The sequence below is a fragment of the Kitasatospora sp. NBC_00039 genome (assembly GCF_045160625.1).
Taxonomy (GTDB): Bacteria; Actinomycetota; Actinomycetes; order Streptomycetales; family Streptomycetaceae; genus Kitasatospora.
In genome coordinates this window covers 818,107-834,691 of record NZ_CP108289.1, presented here as the reverse complement: position 1 = coordinate 834,691, position 16,585 = coordinate 818,107, and the positions used below count along the sequence as shown (strand labels likewise).

The window sequence follows — 16,585 nt, the reverse complement described above, 5'->3', positions numbered from 1 at the left end:
TGACACCGACGGGCACCGCCGCGCGGCCGGGCGCCGTGCGTGGTGGAGGGCGGCCGGGCGTCTCCCCTTCCTGCCCCGCCCGGCGACCGCGGTCCCCGGAGCGGCGGACACCGAACCGTGGAGGTACCCGCCATGTCCGACTGGCGTGTGCGCGCCGTGCGCGCGAGCAAGCGTCCGTTCTCCCGTCCCGTCACCGCCACCGCCGGCAGCGGTGACGGCCAGCCGGCGCCCGAGCAGTCGATGGACCCGCGGCACGAGCAGCCCGCCGAGCCGGTGACGCTGGAGCGTTCCGTCGTGGACGCCGCGGTCTACCGCGAGGGCCGCCGGGCCGGCGAGCCGGCCGGCCTGGCCGACGTCTACCGCCAGCTGCCCGGCAAGCCCGGCACGATGGCCTGGATCGGGCTGTACCGGCCCGCCGAGGCCCAGCTGCTGGAGGCCGCCGAGCGGTTCGGCCTGCACGAACTGGCCGTCGAGGACGCCATCGTCGCCCACCAGCGGCCCAAGCTGGAGCGCTACGGCGACACCCTCTTCGTCGTGCTGCGCGCCGCCCGGTACCTGGACGACGTGGAGGAGGTCGACTTCGGCGAGATCCACCTCTTCGTCGGCCCCGACTTCGTCCTCACCGTGCGCCACTCGCAGGCGCCCGACCTGTCCGCCGTCCGCAGCCGGCTGGAGGCCGACCCGGAGCTGCTCGCGCTCGGCCCCGAGGCCGTGCTCTACGCGGTGCTGGACGCGGTGGTCGACGGTTACGCGCCGGTGATCGCCGGGCTCCAGCACGACATCGACGAGATCGAGACCGAGGTCTTCGGCGGCGACCCGCAGGTCTCCCGGCGCATCTACGAGCTCTCCCGCGAGGTCATCGAGCTCCAGAGGGCCACCCGGCCGCTGCTGGAGATCATGAAGAGCCTGGAAGCCGGCTTCGGCAAGTACGGCACCGACGACGAGCTCCAGCGCTACCTGCGCGACGTGGCCGACCACGCCACGTACGCCGCCGAGCGGGTGGACGGCTTCCGGCAGATGCTGCAGAACATCCTCACCGTCAACGCGACCCTGGTCTCGCAGCGGCAGAACGAGGAGATGAAGCAGCTCGCCGAGGCCGGGCACGTGCAGAACGACGAGATCAAGAAGATCTCCTCGTGGGCCGCCATCCTGTTCGCACCCACGCTGGTGGGGACGATCTACGGCATGAACTTCGACAACATGCCGGAGCTGCACTGGGCAGCCGGCTACCCGTTCGCCATCCTGCTGATGGCGGCGGTCTGCACGAGCCTGTACGTGATCTTCAAGAAGCGGGACTGGCTGTAGGCGGCGGGGCACCCGGCGGACCGGGCGCCCCTCGGGCTGCGGCACGTCGTCACCGGCCGGAGCGCGTCCAGGGTCCGGCCCGCGTCAAGAAGGCGTCAAGAGGGGTGGCATACGGCGTCAAGGAGGCGTCAGGGACGGCCCGTCCCCCGATCACCGCGGCATAGCGTCGGCGGTGAGGAAACGGTTCCGCTTCTGCTTCGTGGGGAGTACGGGCGGGTCCGCTCTACGGGGGAGGGGGACGCGCGGCCATGGCCACGGCGGGTTCGGGTACATCGGGTTCAGGTGCAGCGGGTGCGGGCACGGTGGCCGCCGGCCCGGGCAGGACGGGCTCACCGGGGGAGGCGGGGCCCGGACCGACCGCCCCGCGGCCGCGGACCGCGACCATCGCGCGCACCCTGCGGCGGCGGGCCGGCCGGCCGCTGCCCTGGACCACCCCGCGCCTGGTCCGCGCCCTCACCGCGCTCTGCCTGGCCGCCCTGCTCGGCACAGGCGCCGCGGCCGCCGCCGTGCTGACCGGTGCCCGCGCCGACACCGACGCCATCGGCCACCGCGACGCCCCGCAGGCGGCCCGCGCCGCAGACCTCTACTTCGCGCTCAGCGACATGGACGCCCAGGCCGCCAACCTCCTGCTGCTCGGCGCCGACCCGGACTTCGCGCCGCTGCGCCGTCAGACGCTCGACACCTACGAGCAGCGCCGAACCCAGGCCGACGCGGACCTCCAACAGGCCGCCGAGGCCGCCGCCGGCGACCCGGCCGGACAGCGCGCGGTGCACACCGTACTCGGCCAACTCGGCGGATATGAAGCGCTGGTGGCCCGCGCCGAACTGCTGGAGGAGCAGGCCGGCGCCCCGGCCGGGCAGCCTTCCCCGGCCGCGCTGGACGCCTACCGCCAGGCCACCGACCTGTTGCGGCAGCGGCTGCTGCCCGCCGCCGACGAGGTGGGCGCGGCGAGCGGCGCCACCGTGGACCGCGTCTACGGCGGGGGCCGCGCCGGCCTCGCCACCGGCCGGTGGTGGATCCTCGGCACCGGCCTGCTCGCGCTGGCCGCCCTCGCCGGGCTCCAGCGGCTGCTGACGGTGCGCTACCGCCGCCTGGTCAACCCGCCGCTCGCCGCCGTCACCCTGTTGACCGTCGTCGCCCTGACGGTCGGGCTCCACCTGGTGACCCGGGCCGACGAGCATCTGGTGGTCGCCAAGAGCAATGCCTACGACTCCGTGATCGCGCTCAGCCGGGCCCGCGCGGTCGCGTACGACCTGAACGCCGACGAGAGCCGCTACCTCACCGACCCGGCCCGCGCCGCCGCGTACCAGCAGAGCTTCCTGGACAAGACCCAGGCCGTCGCGCGGGTCGACGGTGCCACGCTCGCGGACTACAACGCCGGGCTGGCCACCGTCGCGGGCCGCCACCGCGCCGACCACGCGGCCGTCCCGTTCGGCGGCTTCCTCGGCACCGAGCTGCGCAACATCACCTTCCCCGGCGAGCAGGAGGCCGCAGAGCGCGTGCTCGCGGCGTTCCAGGCGTACCAGCTGGACGACCGGCGGATCCGCGAACTGCGCGACGCCGGGCGGCTGAAGGAGGCGGTCACGCTCAACACCGGCCTGGCGCCCGGGCAGTCCAACTACGACTTCGAGCGGCTGGCCCGCGCGATCGGGGACACCCTCGACGTCAACGCGCGGGCGATGGACGAGGCGGTCGCGAAGACCGGCTCGGACCTCGACACCACCACGGCCGCCCTCGGTGCGCTGACGCTGGCGGCGTCGCTCGCCCTCACGGCGTTGGGCGTCCGGCCGCGGCTCCGGGAGTACCGGTAGGGAGCCGACGGGTGGTCGGAGGGGAGCCGGACACCTCGAGCCGAAGGACGAGGGCGCGTTTTGCCGCGACCTCCCGCGCCCCTGGCTCGTCACCGGCATCCACCCAGGCGCGCGTACTCGGCCTCCGGATCGAGCTGGGCCCGGTAGCCGAAGTGCAGCCGTAGGGTGCCGTCCGGGCCGGCGTGGGTGGTGAGCGGGGTCCGGCCGGCCGGGAACAGGCGTGGCGCCGCCCACTGCTGGGCCAGGACGGCGAGCGGCGTGGCGTCGCCGGCCGTGGCGATCCAGGTGGCCCGCCCGCCGGCGACGGTGGCGAGATAGCCGGCGGACAGGATCCCGTCGAGGAGCGACCGGACGGAGGTGTCGTCCGGCACGTCCCGCGTCACGGCGTGTGGCGCGGCGACGTCGTCGCCCATCGCGACACTGTCCCGGGTCAGTTGGACTCGCACCCCCGGCAGCCTAACCGGTCGTTCCGGATGAGACCGGCGCAATCGACGTCGAGTCGCCGGCGTTCCTGCGGGGAGTCACCGGAGCCGGACAGGCCGGCGAGCACCCGGGTCGCGCTGCCGGTGCTCGCCGGCCTGTCACCGGCCACGCGGCGGCGATGCCGCTGATCGTGCCGCGGTCAGCGGGCGGCAGCGAAGTGGGCGAGGGTCTCCGCGAGTTGCGAGTGCTGGGGCTGGGGAAGGTCCTCGAGGCCGAACCAGTCGAGGGCGTCGAACTTGTGGGGCTCGCCGATGACGACCTGAGCAGGGTCCACCTCGACGGCGAACAGGACCGCGACCCAGTGCGAAACCGGAGTGCCGCGCAGGATGTTGCGTACGCCCAGGGTCTCGACGGCCAGGGCCTCGGCGCCGTACTCCTCGCGGACCTCGCGCCGCACGGCCGACTCGAAGGACTCCCCGTGCTCCAGCGCCCCCGCTCCGGTGTCCCAGGTGCCCGGCTCGTCCCGGGCGCCGGCGCTGCGCCGGGCCAGCAGGATGCGGCCGTTGCCGTCGTGGCAGACGAAGACGCAGGACACCGTGGGGGCGGTGAGTGCCCTTTCGGCGGGACGTTCGGTCGAGGTGGGGTTCATGCGGTGGTGCCTCCGGTGGCGAGGACGGTCAGAAGTGGTCGAGGAGCTCACGGAAGGTGCGAAGCCGCAGGACGGCGTCGTCGGCTGGGTCCAGCTCGCTGTGCTCCAGCACCCAGGTGTGGTCGTTGGGGATGAAGACGGCGTTCATGCCTGCTGCCCGCGCCGGCAGGATGTCCGACTTCGGCGAGTTGCCGATCATCCAGCTGGTGGCGGGGGTGAGGCCGTGCTCCGCCACGAAGCTGCGGTAGGTCGCGGCGTCCTTCTCGTCGACGATGTCGATCGCCTTGAAGTGGTGCGCCAGTTGGGAGCCGTCGATCTTGCGCTGCTGCTCCTCCCGGTTGCCCTTGGTCAGCATCAGCAGGGTGTGCCGGCCGCTGAGGACGGAGAGGGTCTCGGCGACGTCGGCGATGAGCTCCACCCGGTAGCCGACCAGGACGGCGGCCAACTCCTCGATCTCGGAGAGCTCCTGGGCGGTGGCGGGCCTGCCGCGCAGCTTCTCGACGCAGTCACCGAGACTGCGCAGCAGCATCCGGCTGCCGTACCCGTGGGTGACGGCGTTGGCCCTCTGGACGTCGTCGAGGACGGCCCGCAGCTGGGCCTGGTCGAGCGTGGGGTGCCGGAGCCAGTTCAGGTAGTCGTGGATCACGCGCTCGAACAGCACGTTGTTCTCCCACAGCGTGTCGTCCGCGTCGAAGACGAGTACCTGCCCGGTGTGCGGCATCAAGACCCCCAAGATCATTACACTGACTACCCGGTGACCCTAACCGGAATCGCGCCGGCCTGCCCGGATTATCGGGAAGGGCTCCCCCGGGCCGAACGGCCCTGCTCACCCCTCGGGTACGGAGCAGCCGGCAGGCTCGGCCGGGCACCCGGCATCGCCGGGCCCGCCGGCGGATCCCACCCGGACACCCGCCCACGGACCCCGCCCACGGGCCCGCTCTGCGGATGCGCCGCGCCTCGCCCGGGTGCTGCCCGTTTGACAAACCCGGTTGCCGGAGCGGCAGATGGATGGCATGGCCCATTCCCACCACACCGACGACGCCGCGGACGGACCCGGTGCCACCGAGGAGCTCTCCACCGTCCTGGACGCGGTGGGCCCGCGGCTGCGGGCGCTGCGGCGTGAACGGGGAACCACGCTGGCCCGGTTGAGCGAGGCAACCGGGATCTCCCTGAGCACCCTCTCCCGCCTGGAGTCCGGCGGGCGCAAGCCCACCCTGGAACTGCTGCTGCCGTTGGCCCGGGAGTACCGCGTCCCGCTGGACGAGCTGGTCGGCGCCCCGGCCACCGGGGACCCGCGGGTCCACGCCCGCCCGTTCACCCGGGGTGGCCAGACCTTCGTCCCGCTCACCCGCCACCTCGGCGGGCTGCACGCCTACAAGCAGATCATGCCCCCGGGCTTTCGGGCCGGCCCCGAGGTGGAGCCCAAGGTGCACGAGGGCCACGAGTGGGTGTACGTCCTGGCGGGCCGGCTGCGCCTGCTGCTCGGCTCGCAGGACCTGGTGCTCACGGCCGGCGAGGCGGCCGAGTTCGACACCCGGATCCCGCACGCCTTCGGCAACGCCGGGCCGAACGCGGTCGAGTTCCTGAGCCTGTTCGGCGCCCAGGGCGAGCGCATGCACGTCCGGGCGAGACCGGGAACCTGCGATCGTTAGCTGACAAGCGGGGGTTCCGTCCGGGCCCCGCAGGCCGTTCGGAGGGGCCCAGGGATGAGTGGCGAGAACACTGCGGAGACCGGCGGGACGGCTGGGGCATCGGATGCGGGTGATGCGGCCGGCCGGAGCGAGGTGATCGTCACCGACGAACTGGCGCGCGGCGCTGCGGAGTCCGGGAGCGCGGACGGGTCCGACGCCGGCGGGGAGCCGAAGCGCGGCCGGGCGGAGCGCAGGAAGCGCCCGTTCTGGCAGGAGCTGCCGATCCTGGTGGTGGTCGCCCTGCTGCTCTCACTGGGCATCAAGACCTTCTTCGTGCAGGCGTTCTCGATCCCCTCCGGCTCGATGCAGCACACCCTGGAGGAGGGTGACCGGGTCCTGGTCGACAAGCTGACCCCGTGGTTCGGCGCCACGCCCGAGCGCGGCGAGGTGGTGGTCTTCCGCGACCCGGGCGGCTGGCTGGAGACGGAGCCGGAGGAGTCCGGCAACTCCGTCGTCCGGGGCATCAGGAAGGCGCTCAGCGTGGTCGGCCTGATGCCCTCGCAGGACGAGAAGGACCTGATCAAGCGGGTGATCGCGGTCGGCGGCGACACCGTCGAGTGCAATGCCGGCACCCCGGTGAAGGTGAACGGCGTGGCACTGGACGAGCCGTACATCTACCCGGGGGCGACGCCCTGCGGCGAGGCGCCGGTCGGGACGGTCAAGGTCCCCAAGGACCGGATCTGGGTCATGGGCGACCACCGCAATGCCTCCCGCGACTCCCGCTACCACGTCAACGAGCCCGGCGGCGGCTTCGTGCCGGTGGACAACGTGATCGGGCGCGCCTTCGTCGTCGCCTGGCCGGTAGGTCACTGGGACACCCTGTCCGTCCCCGGCACCTTCGACCAGAAGGCCCTCGACAACCAGCAGGCACAGGCCGGTACGGCTGCGGCGAGCGGCGTCGGCGGCGCCGACCCGCTGGAGGAGTTGCCGGCCCCGGAGGCCGCCGCGCTCGCCGCTGTCGTCCCGCCGGCCCTCTGGCAGCGCCGCCGGGCCGCCCGGCGGACGGGCGCCCAGGAGGCCGACGGCGCGTCGTCCTGAGCTCCTCCGAGGGGTGGGGTGAACGGTTCTGCCCCGCCCCCGCCGGCCGGTCCGCACGGAGCACGCCGCCACCTGGTCCTGGGCCGGGCGGGGCGGACGGGGCCGGGCGTGAGGGTGTGGCAGCTTGTGCCGCGTTCCGTCCCGCTGAGATCTACACCGCTGTAGAGTCTGGCGGGTGAGCTGTACGTCCGGTCGCGCGGCCGTCCCGTTGCGGGGGCCGGCGGCCCGGTCCGGAACGGGAGGCGGAACCGTGGTGGAGAGTCGGCGCAGTCCGGTGCGGGACGGCGGGCACGGCGGTCCGGCGGTCGCGGAGGCGGACGTCGAGTGGGTCTACCAGCCGGTCGAGGTGCACTTCGGCGACGGCAGTTGGGCGCTCGGCCGGGTCAGCGGGTGGTGGCAGGACGCGGCCGGGATGCGCTGGTGCCGGCTGCGGGTGGCCCGCAGCGGCTCCCCGGCGTGCTGGGAGCCGTTCGACCCGGCCCGAGTGGTGCTGCTGCCGGGAGGCGGTCTCTGAGCCGGGCGTTCTGATTCAGGCGTTCCGATCCCGGCGTTCTGAGCCGGGCGTTCCGGCTGGAACCGTGGTCGCCGAGCCAGTCTCCGAACCGTGGCCGCCGCCCGGTCCACTTGGCCGGGATTGGCCCTGGCCGTCGCGCCCCGCGTCCGCCGAGGATGGGCGGCATGAGTGACTTCCCCGGCGCGCTGCGCCCCGAGAGCCGGACCGTCCACCCGCCCGTCCAGGAGGTGACCGGCAGCCGCCCGCTGGGGGTGCCGCTGCACCAGGGACACCTGTTCGCCTTCGAGGACTCCGACTCGCTGGTCGAGGCCTTCGCCGCCCCGGACCAGGCCTTCTTCTACAACCGGTTCGGCAACCCGACGGTCCGTTCGCTGGAGGCCGCGGTCGCCGGCCTGGAGGGCGGCACCGGCGCGATCGCCACCGCCTCCGGCATGGGGGCGATCAATACCGTCCTGCTCGCCCTGCTGCGCTCCGGCGACCACGTCATCGCCCAGCAGAGCCTCTACGGCGGCACCTTCGCGATGCTCGCCGACCTGACCCGGCGCTGGGGCATCGAGGTCACCCACGTCCGCGGCGACGACCCCGCCGAGGTTCGGGCCGCGCTGCGCCCCAACACCAGGCTGTTGCACCTGGAGACCATCTCCAACCCGACCACCCGGGTCACCGACCTGCCCGCCCTGCTCGCGGTCGCCCGTGAGGCCGGGGTGGTCGGCGTGGTCGACAACACCTTTGCCAGCCCGCTGCTCTGCCGGCCCATCGAGCACGGCGCCGACATCGTGATCCACTCCGCCACCAAGTACCTCGGCGGCCACGGCGACGTCCTGGCCGGCGTCGCCGTCTTCGCCGAACCCGAACTGCACCGCACCGTCTGGCACTACGCCACCGAACTGGGCGCCTCGGCCGACCCGTACGCGGCCTGGCTGACCCTGCGCGGCATGCAGACGCTGGCGCTGCGGATGCGCCGCCACTGCGACACCGCGCTCGACCTGGCCGGCCGGCTCGCCGCGCATCCGGCCGTCACCGCCGTCCACTACCCGGGCCTGCCCGCCCACCCCGACCACGAGCTGGCCCGCCGCCTGCTGCCCGAGGGCCACGGCGGCGTCCTCGCCTTCGACCTGGCCGGCGGCCGCGAGGCGGCCCGCGCCCTCACCGAGTCGGTCCGGCTCGCCTCCCTTGCCCCCTCGCTCGGTGGCGTGCACACCCTGATCATCCACCCGGCCAGCACCTCGCACCGTCAGCTGGACGACGCCGAACTGGCCGCCGCCGGCATCGGCCCCGGCACCGTCCGCCTCGCGGTCGGAATCGAGCACCCCGAGGACCTCTGGACCGACCTCGACCAGGCACTCGCCAAGCTCTGAGCAGGCGTCAGCACGCCGACCTGATCGTCGCCGCGCCGCACGTCGCCGCGCCGCACGGGCGCGGCGCCGATCATCGGCAGCGCCGGCCGGCCGGGTGAGCCGGTCCGGAGCCGGTCCGGAGCCACCCGAGCGGGGGGCGGCGGGCGCCGTCCGGGCCCCACGGCGTCCGCTCCCGCTCGGGGGACCCGTGGTCAGGCGTCGCCGTCCCGGGTGGCGCATCCGCCTCAGGCGTCCCCGCGCGGGCGGATGCCGTCGAGGGCGAGTTCGATGAAGCGTCGCCAGTCGCCGTGGCCGGTGCGGATGACTCCGGACATGCAGCCCACCAGGGTGTAGACATCCGCCACGGTGAGATCGTGCCGGAGGGTGCCGCTCGCGCTCCCCTGGTCGATCAGTGCCCCGACCGCGCTCTCGAGCCGGGTGAGCATCTCGCCCCTGGGCGCCGACGAGCCCACTGCTGCCGCGAGGGCCACGGACAGCCCCCGGTCCTCGGCGAGCAGCCGGCCGACATGGTGGAGGTACCGGACCAGCCCCTGTCCGGACTCGGGGTCGGACAGGCCTTCGGTGCGGGCGAACTCCAGGATCTCGGCGAACCGGTGCTCCGCCGCGGCCTCGACCAGGGCCTGCCGGGTCGGGAAGTGCCGGTACACGGTGCCCATGCCGACCCCGGCGGCGCGTGCCACCTCCGGCATCTGGACCTCGTCGCCGCGCTCCTCGAACAGGGCGCGCGCCGCTGCCAGGACGCGGGCGCGGTTGCGCTCGGCGTCGGCACGCGGCTTGCGGGCACCGGGTGTTGACGGCGTTGGCGGCGTTGACAACGCGACCACTCTCCTGCCTGAATGTAAACGGAAGCGGATTCCGGTTCCGATTATGCCATGCGAAGAGAGGCTGAGCTCATGTCCGAAGGCCGTTTCATCCTGCTCGGGCCGGGGGCCGCCCGCCCGGGGCGGGTCCCGCTGCCGCCCGCGTTCGCCGTCAAGGCGTCGACCGCCGACACCGAGGGCCGGTTCTCCCTCCTGGAGGTGACTCTCGCGAAGGACATCCCGCGGCACACCCACCACCAGGCGGACGAGTGCATCTACGTGCTGGACGGCGTCCTCGCGATCGAGTTCGACGACGTGACGCACTCGGCGCCGAAGGGCACGTTCGCCCTGCTGCCGCGCGGCGTCCCGCACGCGCTCCGCCGCGCCTCCGACCCGCCCCCGCGCGTCCTGCAGATCTCCTCGCCCGGCGGCTGGGAGCAGTACGTCGAGGACCTGATCGAGGCCGGTCCCGCCGTCCTGACCGACGGTGAGCTGGATCCTGCGAAGATCAACCCGATCGCGGCCCGGCACCACATCGCCTACGACGAGGGCGGGCAGGACTGACGGACCCGTACGAGGCCGGCCACCGTCGGCGCCCCGCAGGCGGTCAGCGCAGTGCGGCCGCTGCGGGCCCCGGCCCGTCCGCCCGCGGGCGCGGCCTGGCCGCCAGGACGGCGATGTCGTCCTCGGCGGCCGGGACGGTCGGCCCGGTGGGGGCGAGGGCGTGCAGGACGGCGTCCAGCAGGTCGTCCAGCTCGCCGCCGGCGGGCAGGCGGAGGGCGGCGAGGCGGGCGAGGGAGGCGTCGATGTCCACGTCCCGTCGTTCGACCAGGCCGTCGGTGTAGAGCAACAGCGTCGCGGGTGTAGCGGCGGGCGTTGTCGATGCCGGTGGCGGCGCGGGCGGCGAGGTCGCCGATGAGGGCGGCCTCGTCCGGGGTGAAACCGGGCGAGGCGGCGGTGCGGGCCAGGGTCAGCAGGCCGACCAGCCGGCCGCGGGCGGACAACGGCACCGCGAGCAGCGAGGTCAGCCCGGCGGCCCGGCAGGCGGCCAGGGCGGCCGGATCGGGCGCGGCATGGGCGAGTCCGTCGTCCGCCCCGTTCGCGAGCACCGCGACGCCGGCGGTCAGGGCGCGCGCCGCGGCCGATCCCTCCCGGTACCGCACGGTCTCGCCGGGCCCCGCGGGTGCCGCCGCCGCCTCGCTGAGGCGCCCGGTGCACTGGACGGCGGCACGGTGGAGCCGCAGACCGCCGGCCCGGCCGGTGTGGGCGGTGGAGTCGGGCGGCAGGACGTCGACGGTCACCAGCTCGGCGAGCCGGGGGACGGCGAAGGAGGCCAGTTCGGTGCAGGTGGTGCCGACGTCGAGCGTGGTGCCGATCCGTTCGGCGGCCGCCTCCAGCAGCGCCAGCCGGGCCCGGGCCTGCGCGAGTTCACGCCGCAGCTCCTGCTCCGGACCGGGGTCGTCCAGCACGACGACCACCACGCCGGTGATGCGCCCGCCGGCCTCCAGCGGCCGGTAGCGGACCCGCAGGCCGGCCGGCACCGGGGCGCCCGCGCCGTCCGGCCCGCCGGTGGTCTGCTCGCGGCGCCGGCCGTCGGCCAGGACGTGGTGCAGTGTGCCGACCGCAGCCGCGAAGGCCGTGCTCTCGACCGGCCGGCCGAGCAGGTCGGCGCGGCGCAGCCCGGTGGCGGTGGTGAACGCGGCGTTGAGGCACAGCCAGCGAAGCCGCTCGTCCAGCAGCGCGACCCCGACGGGGGCGACGGCGAGCACCTCGCGGAGCAGATCCGGGCCGTCACCCACCGTGACGGACTCGCCGCTCGCGGCCAGGGTCGCCGCTGCCGCCGCGCGTGACCGGCTGTCCGGACCCGCGGGCGCGGCACCCTCTCCTCCGTTGCCGTGCCGGAACCGCATACGCCCATGATCACGCGCCGGGCCGCGGCACGCCCACGGATCGGTGAAACTTTGACTCACCGGTGGCGATGTTGTCACCGGCCCGGGCCCGGTGCTCGTTGCCGGAATGTGTGTGACCCCGGCTCCGCGGTGTCGCCGGTCCTGGCCTTGCCCGGCCGCCGGTCGGAGAGCGGGCTCAGGCTCCGCGCCCCGTGGGCGGCCGCTTCAGTTTGGCCCAGACGGTTTCCAGCGCGGCGATGTCCGCGTCGTCCAGCCGGTCGTCGAAGGCCTCGGCGAGCGTCGCGCGCCGGGTGGCGTCGGCCTCGGCGAAGAGCCGGTGCCCCTCCGTGGTGAGTGCGATGCGGACGGAGCGGGCGTCGGTGGGGGAGGGGGCTCGTTCGACCAGGCCACGGGCCTGGAGCGAGTCGGCGACCCGGGAGACCTGGCTGCGGCTGAGCAGGGTCTTCGCGCCGAGGTCGGAGGCGGCGACCGGCTCGTCCTGGCCGTGCAGCCAGAGCATCACCTCGAACCAGGAGAGCGGCAGGTCGTGGGCCTTGGTCAGGGCCTGGTCGACGCGCCCGCTGAGGGTGGCACCGGCCCAGACCAGCCCGTAGAAGGCGTGGTCGCGGGCGGTGAGGTCTCCCAGGGTGAGGTCGGTGCGCGCCATGCCCGGCACTCTACCTGTTTGCGTGTGCGTGCACACAGTGCCTATGGTGTGTGTGCACGCACATACCTGCCCCTGGGAGCGCTCCGCATGACCACCACCCGCACCGTCCTGATCACCGGCACCTCCTCCGGCATCGGCCTCGCCGCCGCCGTGGCCGCCGCCCGCGCCGGCTACCACGTCGTCGCGACCATGCGTGACCCCGGCCGTTCCGACGCCCTGCACGCGGCCGCCGCCGAGGCCGGCGTGGCCGACCGGGTCGAGGTCGCCCGGCTGGACGTCACCGACCCCGCCTCCGTCGCCGACTGCCTGGCCGGAGTCCTCGGCCGGCACGGCCGGCTCGACGCCGTGGTGAACAACGCGGGTGCCGGCTACGTCGGCACCGTCGAACAGGACGGCCTCGACCCCGTCCGCGCCGCGATGGAGGTCAACTTCTTCGGCGTCGTCGACGTCACCCGGGCCGCGCTGCCGCACCTGCGGGCCACCGGCGGCCGGGTCGTCACCGTCACCAGCGTGGGCGGCGTCGTCGGCCAGCCCTTCAACGAGGCCTACTGCGCGGCCAAGTTCGCCGTCGAGGGCTTCATGGAGTCGCTCGCCCCGGTCGCCGCGACCGTCGGCGTCCATGTCACCGTGGTCGAACCGGGCGCCGTCGCCAGCGAGTTCGTCGCCAGCCAGGGCATCGACCTCCCCGCCCTGCTGACCGCCGCCGGCCCCTACGCCCCCGCGCTGAGCGCTTACGTCGAGCGCACCCGGGCCGCCTTCGACCAGGCCCAGACCCCCGCCGAGGCCGCCGAGGCGGTACTCGACGCCCTGACCGCCGTGCAGCCGCCGTTCCGGGTGCAGACCTCCGACCGGGCGCGCGCCTTCGTCGGTGCCAAGCTCGCCGACCTGGACGGCGCGGCCGTCCAGCAGCTCACCGGCACCTGGGTCCGCTGACCGCAGACGGCTGACCGCAGACGGCCGCCGGCTGACCACCACAGGCTGACCGCTGACGGCTGACGGCCGGTCACGCCCGGAGCCTCCTGCTCGGGCCGGCCTTGCTCCGGGCGGTAGTGGCCCCGGCATGACAGGCGATCACCTGCCGGGGCGCGAGGCCGACACCGTCGCCGCGATCGTCGACCACGACGAACCGGCCGGGAGCATCCTGTCGGCCGCGCCGTACCGGCTCACCGTCAACGGGCCCCCCACCCCGGCGGCTGACACGAGCGGCAGGTGTCCCACCCTGTGGGCCACCTGCCCCGCAGCCCGGTGGCCCGGCCGGTCACCGGTCATACTTGGGCGGCGGCGCCCGAGCCCGAGCGCCGCCGCGAGCCGCCACCACCGGGCCCGCGGAGCACGCCGAGCCCGGAGGACCCGATGAGCCGCCACCTGCCGACCACAGTTCCGCCGGGCGGGGCGCCGGCGCAGCCGTGGAACCGGCAGCGGCTGCGCAGCAACAACGAGTGGCTGCTGCTCGAACTGCTGCGCACCGGCGGCCCCTCCTCGCGCGCCCAGCTCGCCCGCGACACCGGTCTCTCCAAGCCGACCGTCTCCACCGCCCTCGCCGCGCTGGAACAGGCGGGACTGGCCCGGGAGGCCGGCCGCTTCGTACCCGAGCGCGGCCGGACCGCCGTGCTGTACGAGCCCGACCCGACCGCCGGCCACGTCCTCGGCGTGGACATCGGCCGGGCCCGGCTGCGCGTCGCGGTGGCCGACCTCGCCGGGCGGATCGTCGCCCGCCGGGACGTCCCCAACAAGGGCCGCACCGCCAACGCGGTGGCCGACGCGGTGGTGGCCGCGGCCCGCGAGACCACCGCCGAGGCGGGCCTGGCCGCCGCCGAGATCGTCCACGCGGTGATCGGCACGCCCGGCGTCTGGGACGAGCGGCGGCGCGGCGTCCGGTACGCCGCCAACCTGCCCGGCTGGGGCAGACGCGGGCTGTTCGACCGGATCGGGGAGGGCCTGGAGACCAGGATCACCGTCGCCAACGACGCCAACCTCGCCGCCCTCGGCGAGTACACCCTCGGCGCCGGCCGCGGCAGCCGGATGTTCGCCTACCTGCTGATCGGCACCGGCCTCGGTGTGGGTGTCCTGAAGGACGGCGAGCTCCTCTCGGGTGCCCACGGCGCGGCCGGTGAGGTCGGCCTGGTGCCGCTGCCCGCCCGGCCCGACGGCGAACCGGGCGGGACGATCGAGCAGGCGACCGCGGCGGACGCGGTGGTCCGGACGGCACTGGAGCTGGGCATGCGCGGCCCGCTGACGGCCAAGCAGGTCTTCGAGACGGCCCGGTCCGGCGACCCCCTCGCCGTGGAGGCGGTGCACCGCGAGGCCGAGCAGCTCGCCTATGCCGTCGCCGTCCTGTCGGCCGTGCTCGACCCGGACCTGGTCGTCCTCGGCGGCGGCCTCGGCAACAGCGCCGACCTGCTGCTGGAACCCCTGGAGCGCGCACTGCAGCGCCTCACCCCCCTGCGGCCGAAGCTCGCCCCGAGCGAGCTGGGCGAGGAGGCGGTCCTGCTGGGCGCCGTCGAAACGGCGCTGGAGACCGCCCGCCCCGAGGTCTTCGAACGGCGCTCGGCGCTGGTGGGCTGAGGTCCGTTCCACGCCTCCCGCGCGAGGCCGGGTGGCCTCTGCCGACCGGACGGGCCCGGTCGAGGCGGTGAACCCGGGCGACCGCCCCTGCCTGCGGGAGGAGGGGCGGTCGGCTCTCGGACGGGGCCCTGCGGCGTTCGTCTCCCGGCTACTGGCTGTTACGGGTGGCTACGGGCAGCTGATCGGTGCCGGTGTAGCCGGCGGGCCACGATGCGTCCGTCGGACTGCAGGGCCAGCGCGTGCCCGAACTCCACGCCGCCGAAGTCCGTCGTGACCTTCCCGCCCGCGCCGAACCCGGCGTCCAGGTCGCCCGGCGCGGCCACCGCGACCGCGGGCAGGGACAGTGCGAGCACCAGGCCGACGGAGCCCGCCACCCCGGCCCGGCCGGCGACCGGCGTCGGTGTGGCACGGCTCGCGCGGATCCTGGTCGCGGACCGGAAACGGACAGGGGCATGGACATGCCGTCCACTCTGCCTCTCATCGTCATGCAGCCGGCCACAGCGTCCGGTGGCCGTCACGGCGGCGGAATCTCCTCGCGGGTACCCCACGCACCCGCCGCCCCGGGCCGGACCTTCGGCAGACGATCGCCCTGCCCCGGAGCGTTGGCCGGCATGCTTCTGGCCACCCCTGTCGCGGACTCCCACGGCCGGGCCGCGCCGCGCCCGCCGGCGGCCGGATTCCACCCGCGCGGGTGAGGACGGCCCACGTCGCGGGGCGAGCGGACCGGGCGTCAGGGCCTGCCGCGCCTGCGGACGGCCCACGTCGCGGGGCGAGCGGACCGGGCGTCAGGGCGCGCCGCGCCGGGGCCCGTGCGGCGGATCCTGGAGGACGGCCGCCAGAAGGTTGCCGACGAGCGGGCTCCGGTCGTTCCTGCGCCAGGCGACGGCGACGCGAGTGCGGGCCGTGTCGGGTTCGATCCGGCGGAAGGCCACTCCCTTGAGCCTGATCCGCCGGATGCTCGCCGGGGCCAGGGAGACACCGAGCCCGGTCTCCACCAGCGCGCAGACGGTCTGCCACTCCGTCGCGTGCTGGACAACCCGGGGGGAGAAGCCGGCGGCGACGCACAGACCGGTGATCTGGTCGTGCAGCCGCGGCCCGACCTCGTGGGGCAGGAGAACGAACGGCGAGTCCGCCAGCCGGGAGAGGTGGACGGTTCGCCCGGACGCCAGCGGGTGCGCGGCGGGCAGGACGGCCACGAAGCTTTCGGTCAGGACGGTCTCGAACCCCACGTTCCCTGCATGACGGAGCGACGTACGATCCTCAGCGGTTCGACCTTCGAGGAGCAGATCGGTTATGCCCGCGCCGTGGTCGACGGCGACTGGGTGCACGTGTCCGGCATCACCGGATTCGACTACGCCACCATGACGATCTCCGAGGACGTGGTGGAGCAGGCCGGGCAGTGCCTGCGCAACGTCGGAGCGGCACTCACCGAAGCGGGGTGCGGATTCGCGGACGTCGTACGGGTGCGCTACCTGCTGCCCGACCGGGAGGATTTCGAGCCCTGCTGGCCCGTCCTTCGGCGCTGCTTCGGAGACATCGGGCCGGCCGCGACGATGCTCGTGTGCGGCCTGGCCGATCCCCGGATGAAGATCGAGATCGAGGTGTACGCCCGACGGGCCTTTCGGAAGGCCTGAAATCCGGAGGAGTACCTCGCTTGCAGGGTGCCGGATATGACGCCCCGGCAGTACCTTCGCGTACTGCGGCCGCTCCGCCACCGCGTCCTGCGCACCATCGGAGGCGCCCTGCCGAGGCGGGGTGCGGCCGGACGGGATGGGTCGGCAGCCGGACGGGGGTGGGTCGGCTGCCGGAAGGAAATGCCCGATCGGGCACGAAATACTGCGCTTTCCGCTGCCTTGTGGATCTTGCAGTACCGCG

General features: G+C 74.5%; 17 protein-coding genes and 2 pseudogenes. 10 read left to right on the top strand and 9 right to left on the bottom strand.

The window, feature by feature from the left end; all coding sequences use genetic code 11:
- The first annotated feature begins 132 nt into the window (after positions 1-132).
- Positions 133-1,305: a magnesium and cobalt transport protein CorA gene (locus OG286_RS04100; protein ID WP_396322292.1), complete on the top strand. Its 1,173-nt coding sequence runs from the start codon at positions 133-135 to the stop codon at positions 1,303-1,305.
- A 302-nt stretch (positions 1,306-1,607) separates the two neighbouring features.
- Positions 1,608-3,116 carry a hypothetical protein gene (locus tag OG286_RS04095; protein WP_396322293.1) on the top strand — a complete coding sequence of 503 codons (1,509 nt, stop codon included), beginning with the start codon at positions 1,608-1,610 and terminating at the stop codon, positions 3,114-3,116.
- 89 nt (positions 3,117-3,205) lie between these two features.
- Here the strand turns inward: OG286_RS04095 and OG286_RS04090 are convergent, their stop codons facing one another.
- The 3 genes from OG286_RS04090 to OG286_RS04080 form a co-directional block, all read right to left on the bottom strand.
- A complete protein-coding gene (locus OG286_RS04090; RefSeq protein WP_396322294.1) occupies positions 3,206-3,562 on the bottom strand; it encodes a hypothetical protein in 357 nt (118 codons plus the stop codon).
- Positions 3,563-3,738: 176 nt separating this feature from the next.
- Positions 3,739-4,188, bottom strand: a complete 450-nt coding sequence (locus OG286_RS04085) for an NUDIX domain-containing protein (RefSeq protein WP_396322295.1) — start codon at positions 4,186-4,188, stop codon at positions 3,739-3,741.
- A gap of 28 nt (positions 4,189-4,216) precedes the next feature.
- The gene (locus OG286_RS04080; protein ID WP_405363092.1) at positions 4,217-4,921 is read right to left on the bottom strand and encodes an HAD family hydrolase; all 705 of its coding nucleotides are present in this window, start codon (positions 4,919-4,921) and stop codon (positions 4,217-4,219) included.
- Between the two features lie 280 nt (positions 4,922-5,201).
- Between OG286_RS04080 and OG286_RS04075 the strand changes: the two genes are divergently transcribed.
- The 4 genes from OG286_RS04075 (at position 5,202) to OG286_RS04060 (ending at position 8,789) form a co-directional block, all read left to right on the top strand.
- Entirely contained in the window at positions 5,202-5,840 is a 639-nt protein-coding gene (locus OG286_RS04075) for a helix-turn-helix domain-containing protein (RefSeq protein WP_396322297.1), read from the top strand.
- Positions 5,841-5,894: 54 nt separating this feature from the next.
- A complete protein-coding gene (gene lepB / locus OG286_RS04070) occupies positions 5,895-6,917 on the top strand; it encodes a signal peptidase I (RefSeq protein ID WP_396322298.1) in 1,023 nt (340 codons plus the stop codon).
- Between the two features lie 250 nt (positions 6,918-7,167).
- Positions 7,168-7,431 carry a hypothetical protein gene (locus OG286_RS04065; RefSeq protein WP_396322299.1) on the top strand — a complete coding sequence of 88 codons (264 nt, stop codon included), beginning with the start codon at positions 7,168-7,170 and terminating at the stop codon, positions 7,429-7,431.
- Between the two features lie 164 nt (positions 7,432-7,595).
- Entirely contained in the window at positions 7,596-8,789 is a 1,194-nt protein-coding gene (locus OG286_RS04060; RefSeq protein WP_396322300.1) for a trans-sulfuration enzyme family protein, read from the top strand.
- A gap of 224 nt (positions 8,790-9,013) precedes the next feature.
- Here the strand turns inward: OG286_RS04060 and OG286_RS04055 are convergent, their stop codons facing one another.
- Complete coding sequence (locus tag OG286_RS04055; protein ID WP_396322301.1) at positions 9,014-9,604, bottom strand: TetR/AcrR family transcriptional regulator; 591 nt, start codon at positions 9,602-9,604, stop codon at positions 9,014-9,016.
- 78 nt (positions 9,605-9,682) lie between these two features.
- Here OG286_RS04055 and OG286_RS04050 point away from each other — a divergent pair, with 78 nt between their 5' ends.
- The gene (locus OG286_RS04050; RefSeq protein ID WP_396322302.1) at positions 9,683-10,153 is read left to right on the top strand and encodes a cupin domain-containing protein; all 471 of its coding nucleotides are present in this window, start codon (positions 9,683-9,685) and stop codon (positions 10,151-10,153) included.
- A 43-nt stretch (positions 10,154-10,196) separates the two neighbouring features.
- Here the strand turns inward: OG286_RS04050 and OG286_RS04045 are convergent, their stop codons facing one another.
- From OG286_RS04045 to OG286_RS04035, 3 genes and pseudogenes are all read right to left on the bottom strand, one after another.
- Positions 10,197-10,439, bottom strand: a complete 243-nt coding sequence (locus OG286_RS04045; protein WP_396322395.1) for a SpoIIE family protein phosphatase — start codon at positions 10,437-10,439, stop codon at positions 10,197-10,199.
- Between the two features lie 88 nt (positions 10,440-10,527).
- Positions 10,528-11,499, bottom strand: a pseudogene (locus OG286_RS04040) (PAS domain-containing protein); the annotation flags it as partial.
- Positions 11,500-11,674: 175 nt separating this feature from the next.
- Positions 11,675-12,145, bottom strand: coding sequence for a MarR family winged helix-turn-helix transcriptional regulator (locus OG286_RS04035; protein WP_396322303.1), 471 nt, complete (start codon positions 12,143-12,145; stop codon positions 11,675-11,677).
- A gap of 87 nt (positions 12,146-12,232) precedes the next feature.
- Here OG286_RS04035 and OG286_RS04030 point away from each other — a divergent pair, with 87 nt between their 5' ends.
- Both OG286_RS04030 and OG286_RS04025 read left to right on the top strand, forming a co-directional pair.
- Entirely contained in the window at positions 12,233-13,078 is an 846-nt protein-coding gene (locus OG286_RS04030) for an SDR family NAD(P)-dependent oxidoreductase (RefSeq protein ID WP_405363096.1), read from the top strand.
- A gap of 420 nt (positions 13,079-13,498) precedes the next feature.
- Positions 13,499-14,710 (top strand): ROK family transcriptional regulator, encoded by a 1,212-nt coding sequence (locus OG286_RS04025; RefSeq protein ID WP_405363098.1) that lies wholly within the window; start codon positions 13,499-13,501, stop codon positions 14,708-14,710.
- Between the two features lie 158 nt (positions 14,711-14,868).
- Here the strand turns inward: OG286_RS04025 and OG286_RS04020 are convergent, their stop codons facing one another.
- Positions 14,869-15,063 (bottom strand): hypothetical protein, encoded by a 195-nt coding sequence (locus OG286_RS04020; protein ID WP_405363100.1) that lies wholly within the window; start codon positions 15,061-15,063, stop codon positions 14,869-14,871.
- Positions 15,064-15,495: 432 nt separating this feature from the next.
- Positions 15,496-15,939: pseudogene (locus OG286_RS04015) on the bottom strand (LysR family substrate-binding domain-containing protein); the annotation flags it as partial.
- Positions 15,940-15,948: 9 nt separating this feature from the next.
- On the opposite strand from OG286_RS04015, the gene OG286_RS04010 reads away from it, so the two are divergent.
- Positions 15,949-16,344 carry a RidA family protein gene (locus tag OG286_RS04010; protein ID WP_405364736.1) on the top strand — a complete coding sequence of 132 codons (396 nt, stop codon included), beginning with the start codon at positions 15,949-15,951 and terminating at the stop codon, positions 16,342-16,344.
- Positions 16,345-16,585 lie beyond the last annotated feature (241 nt).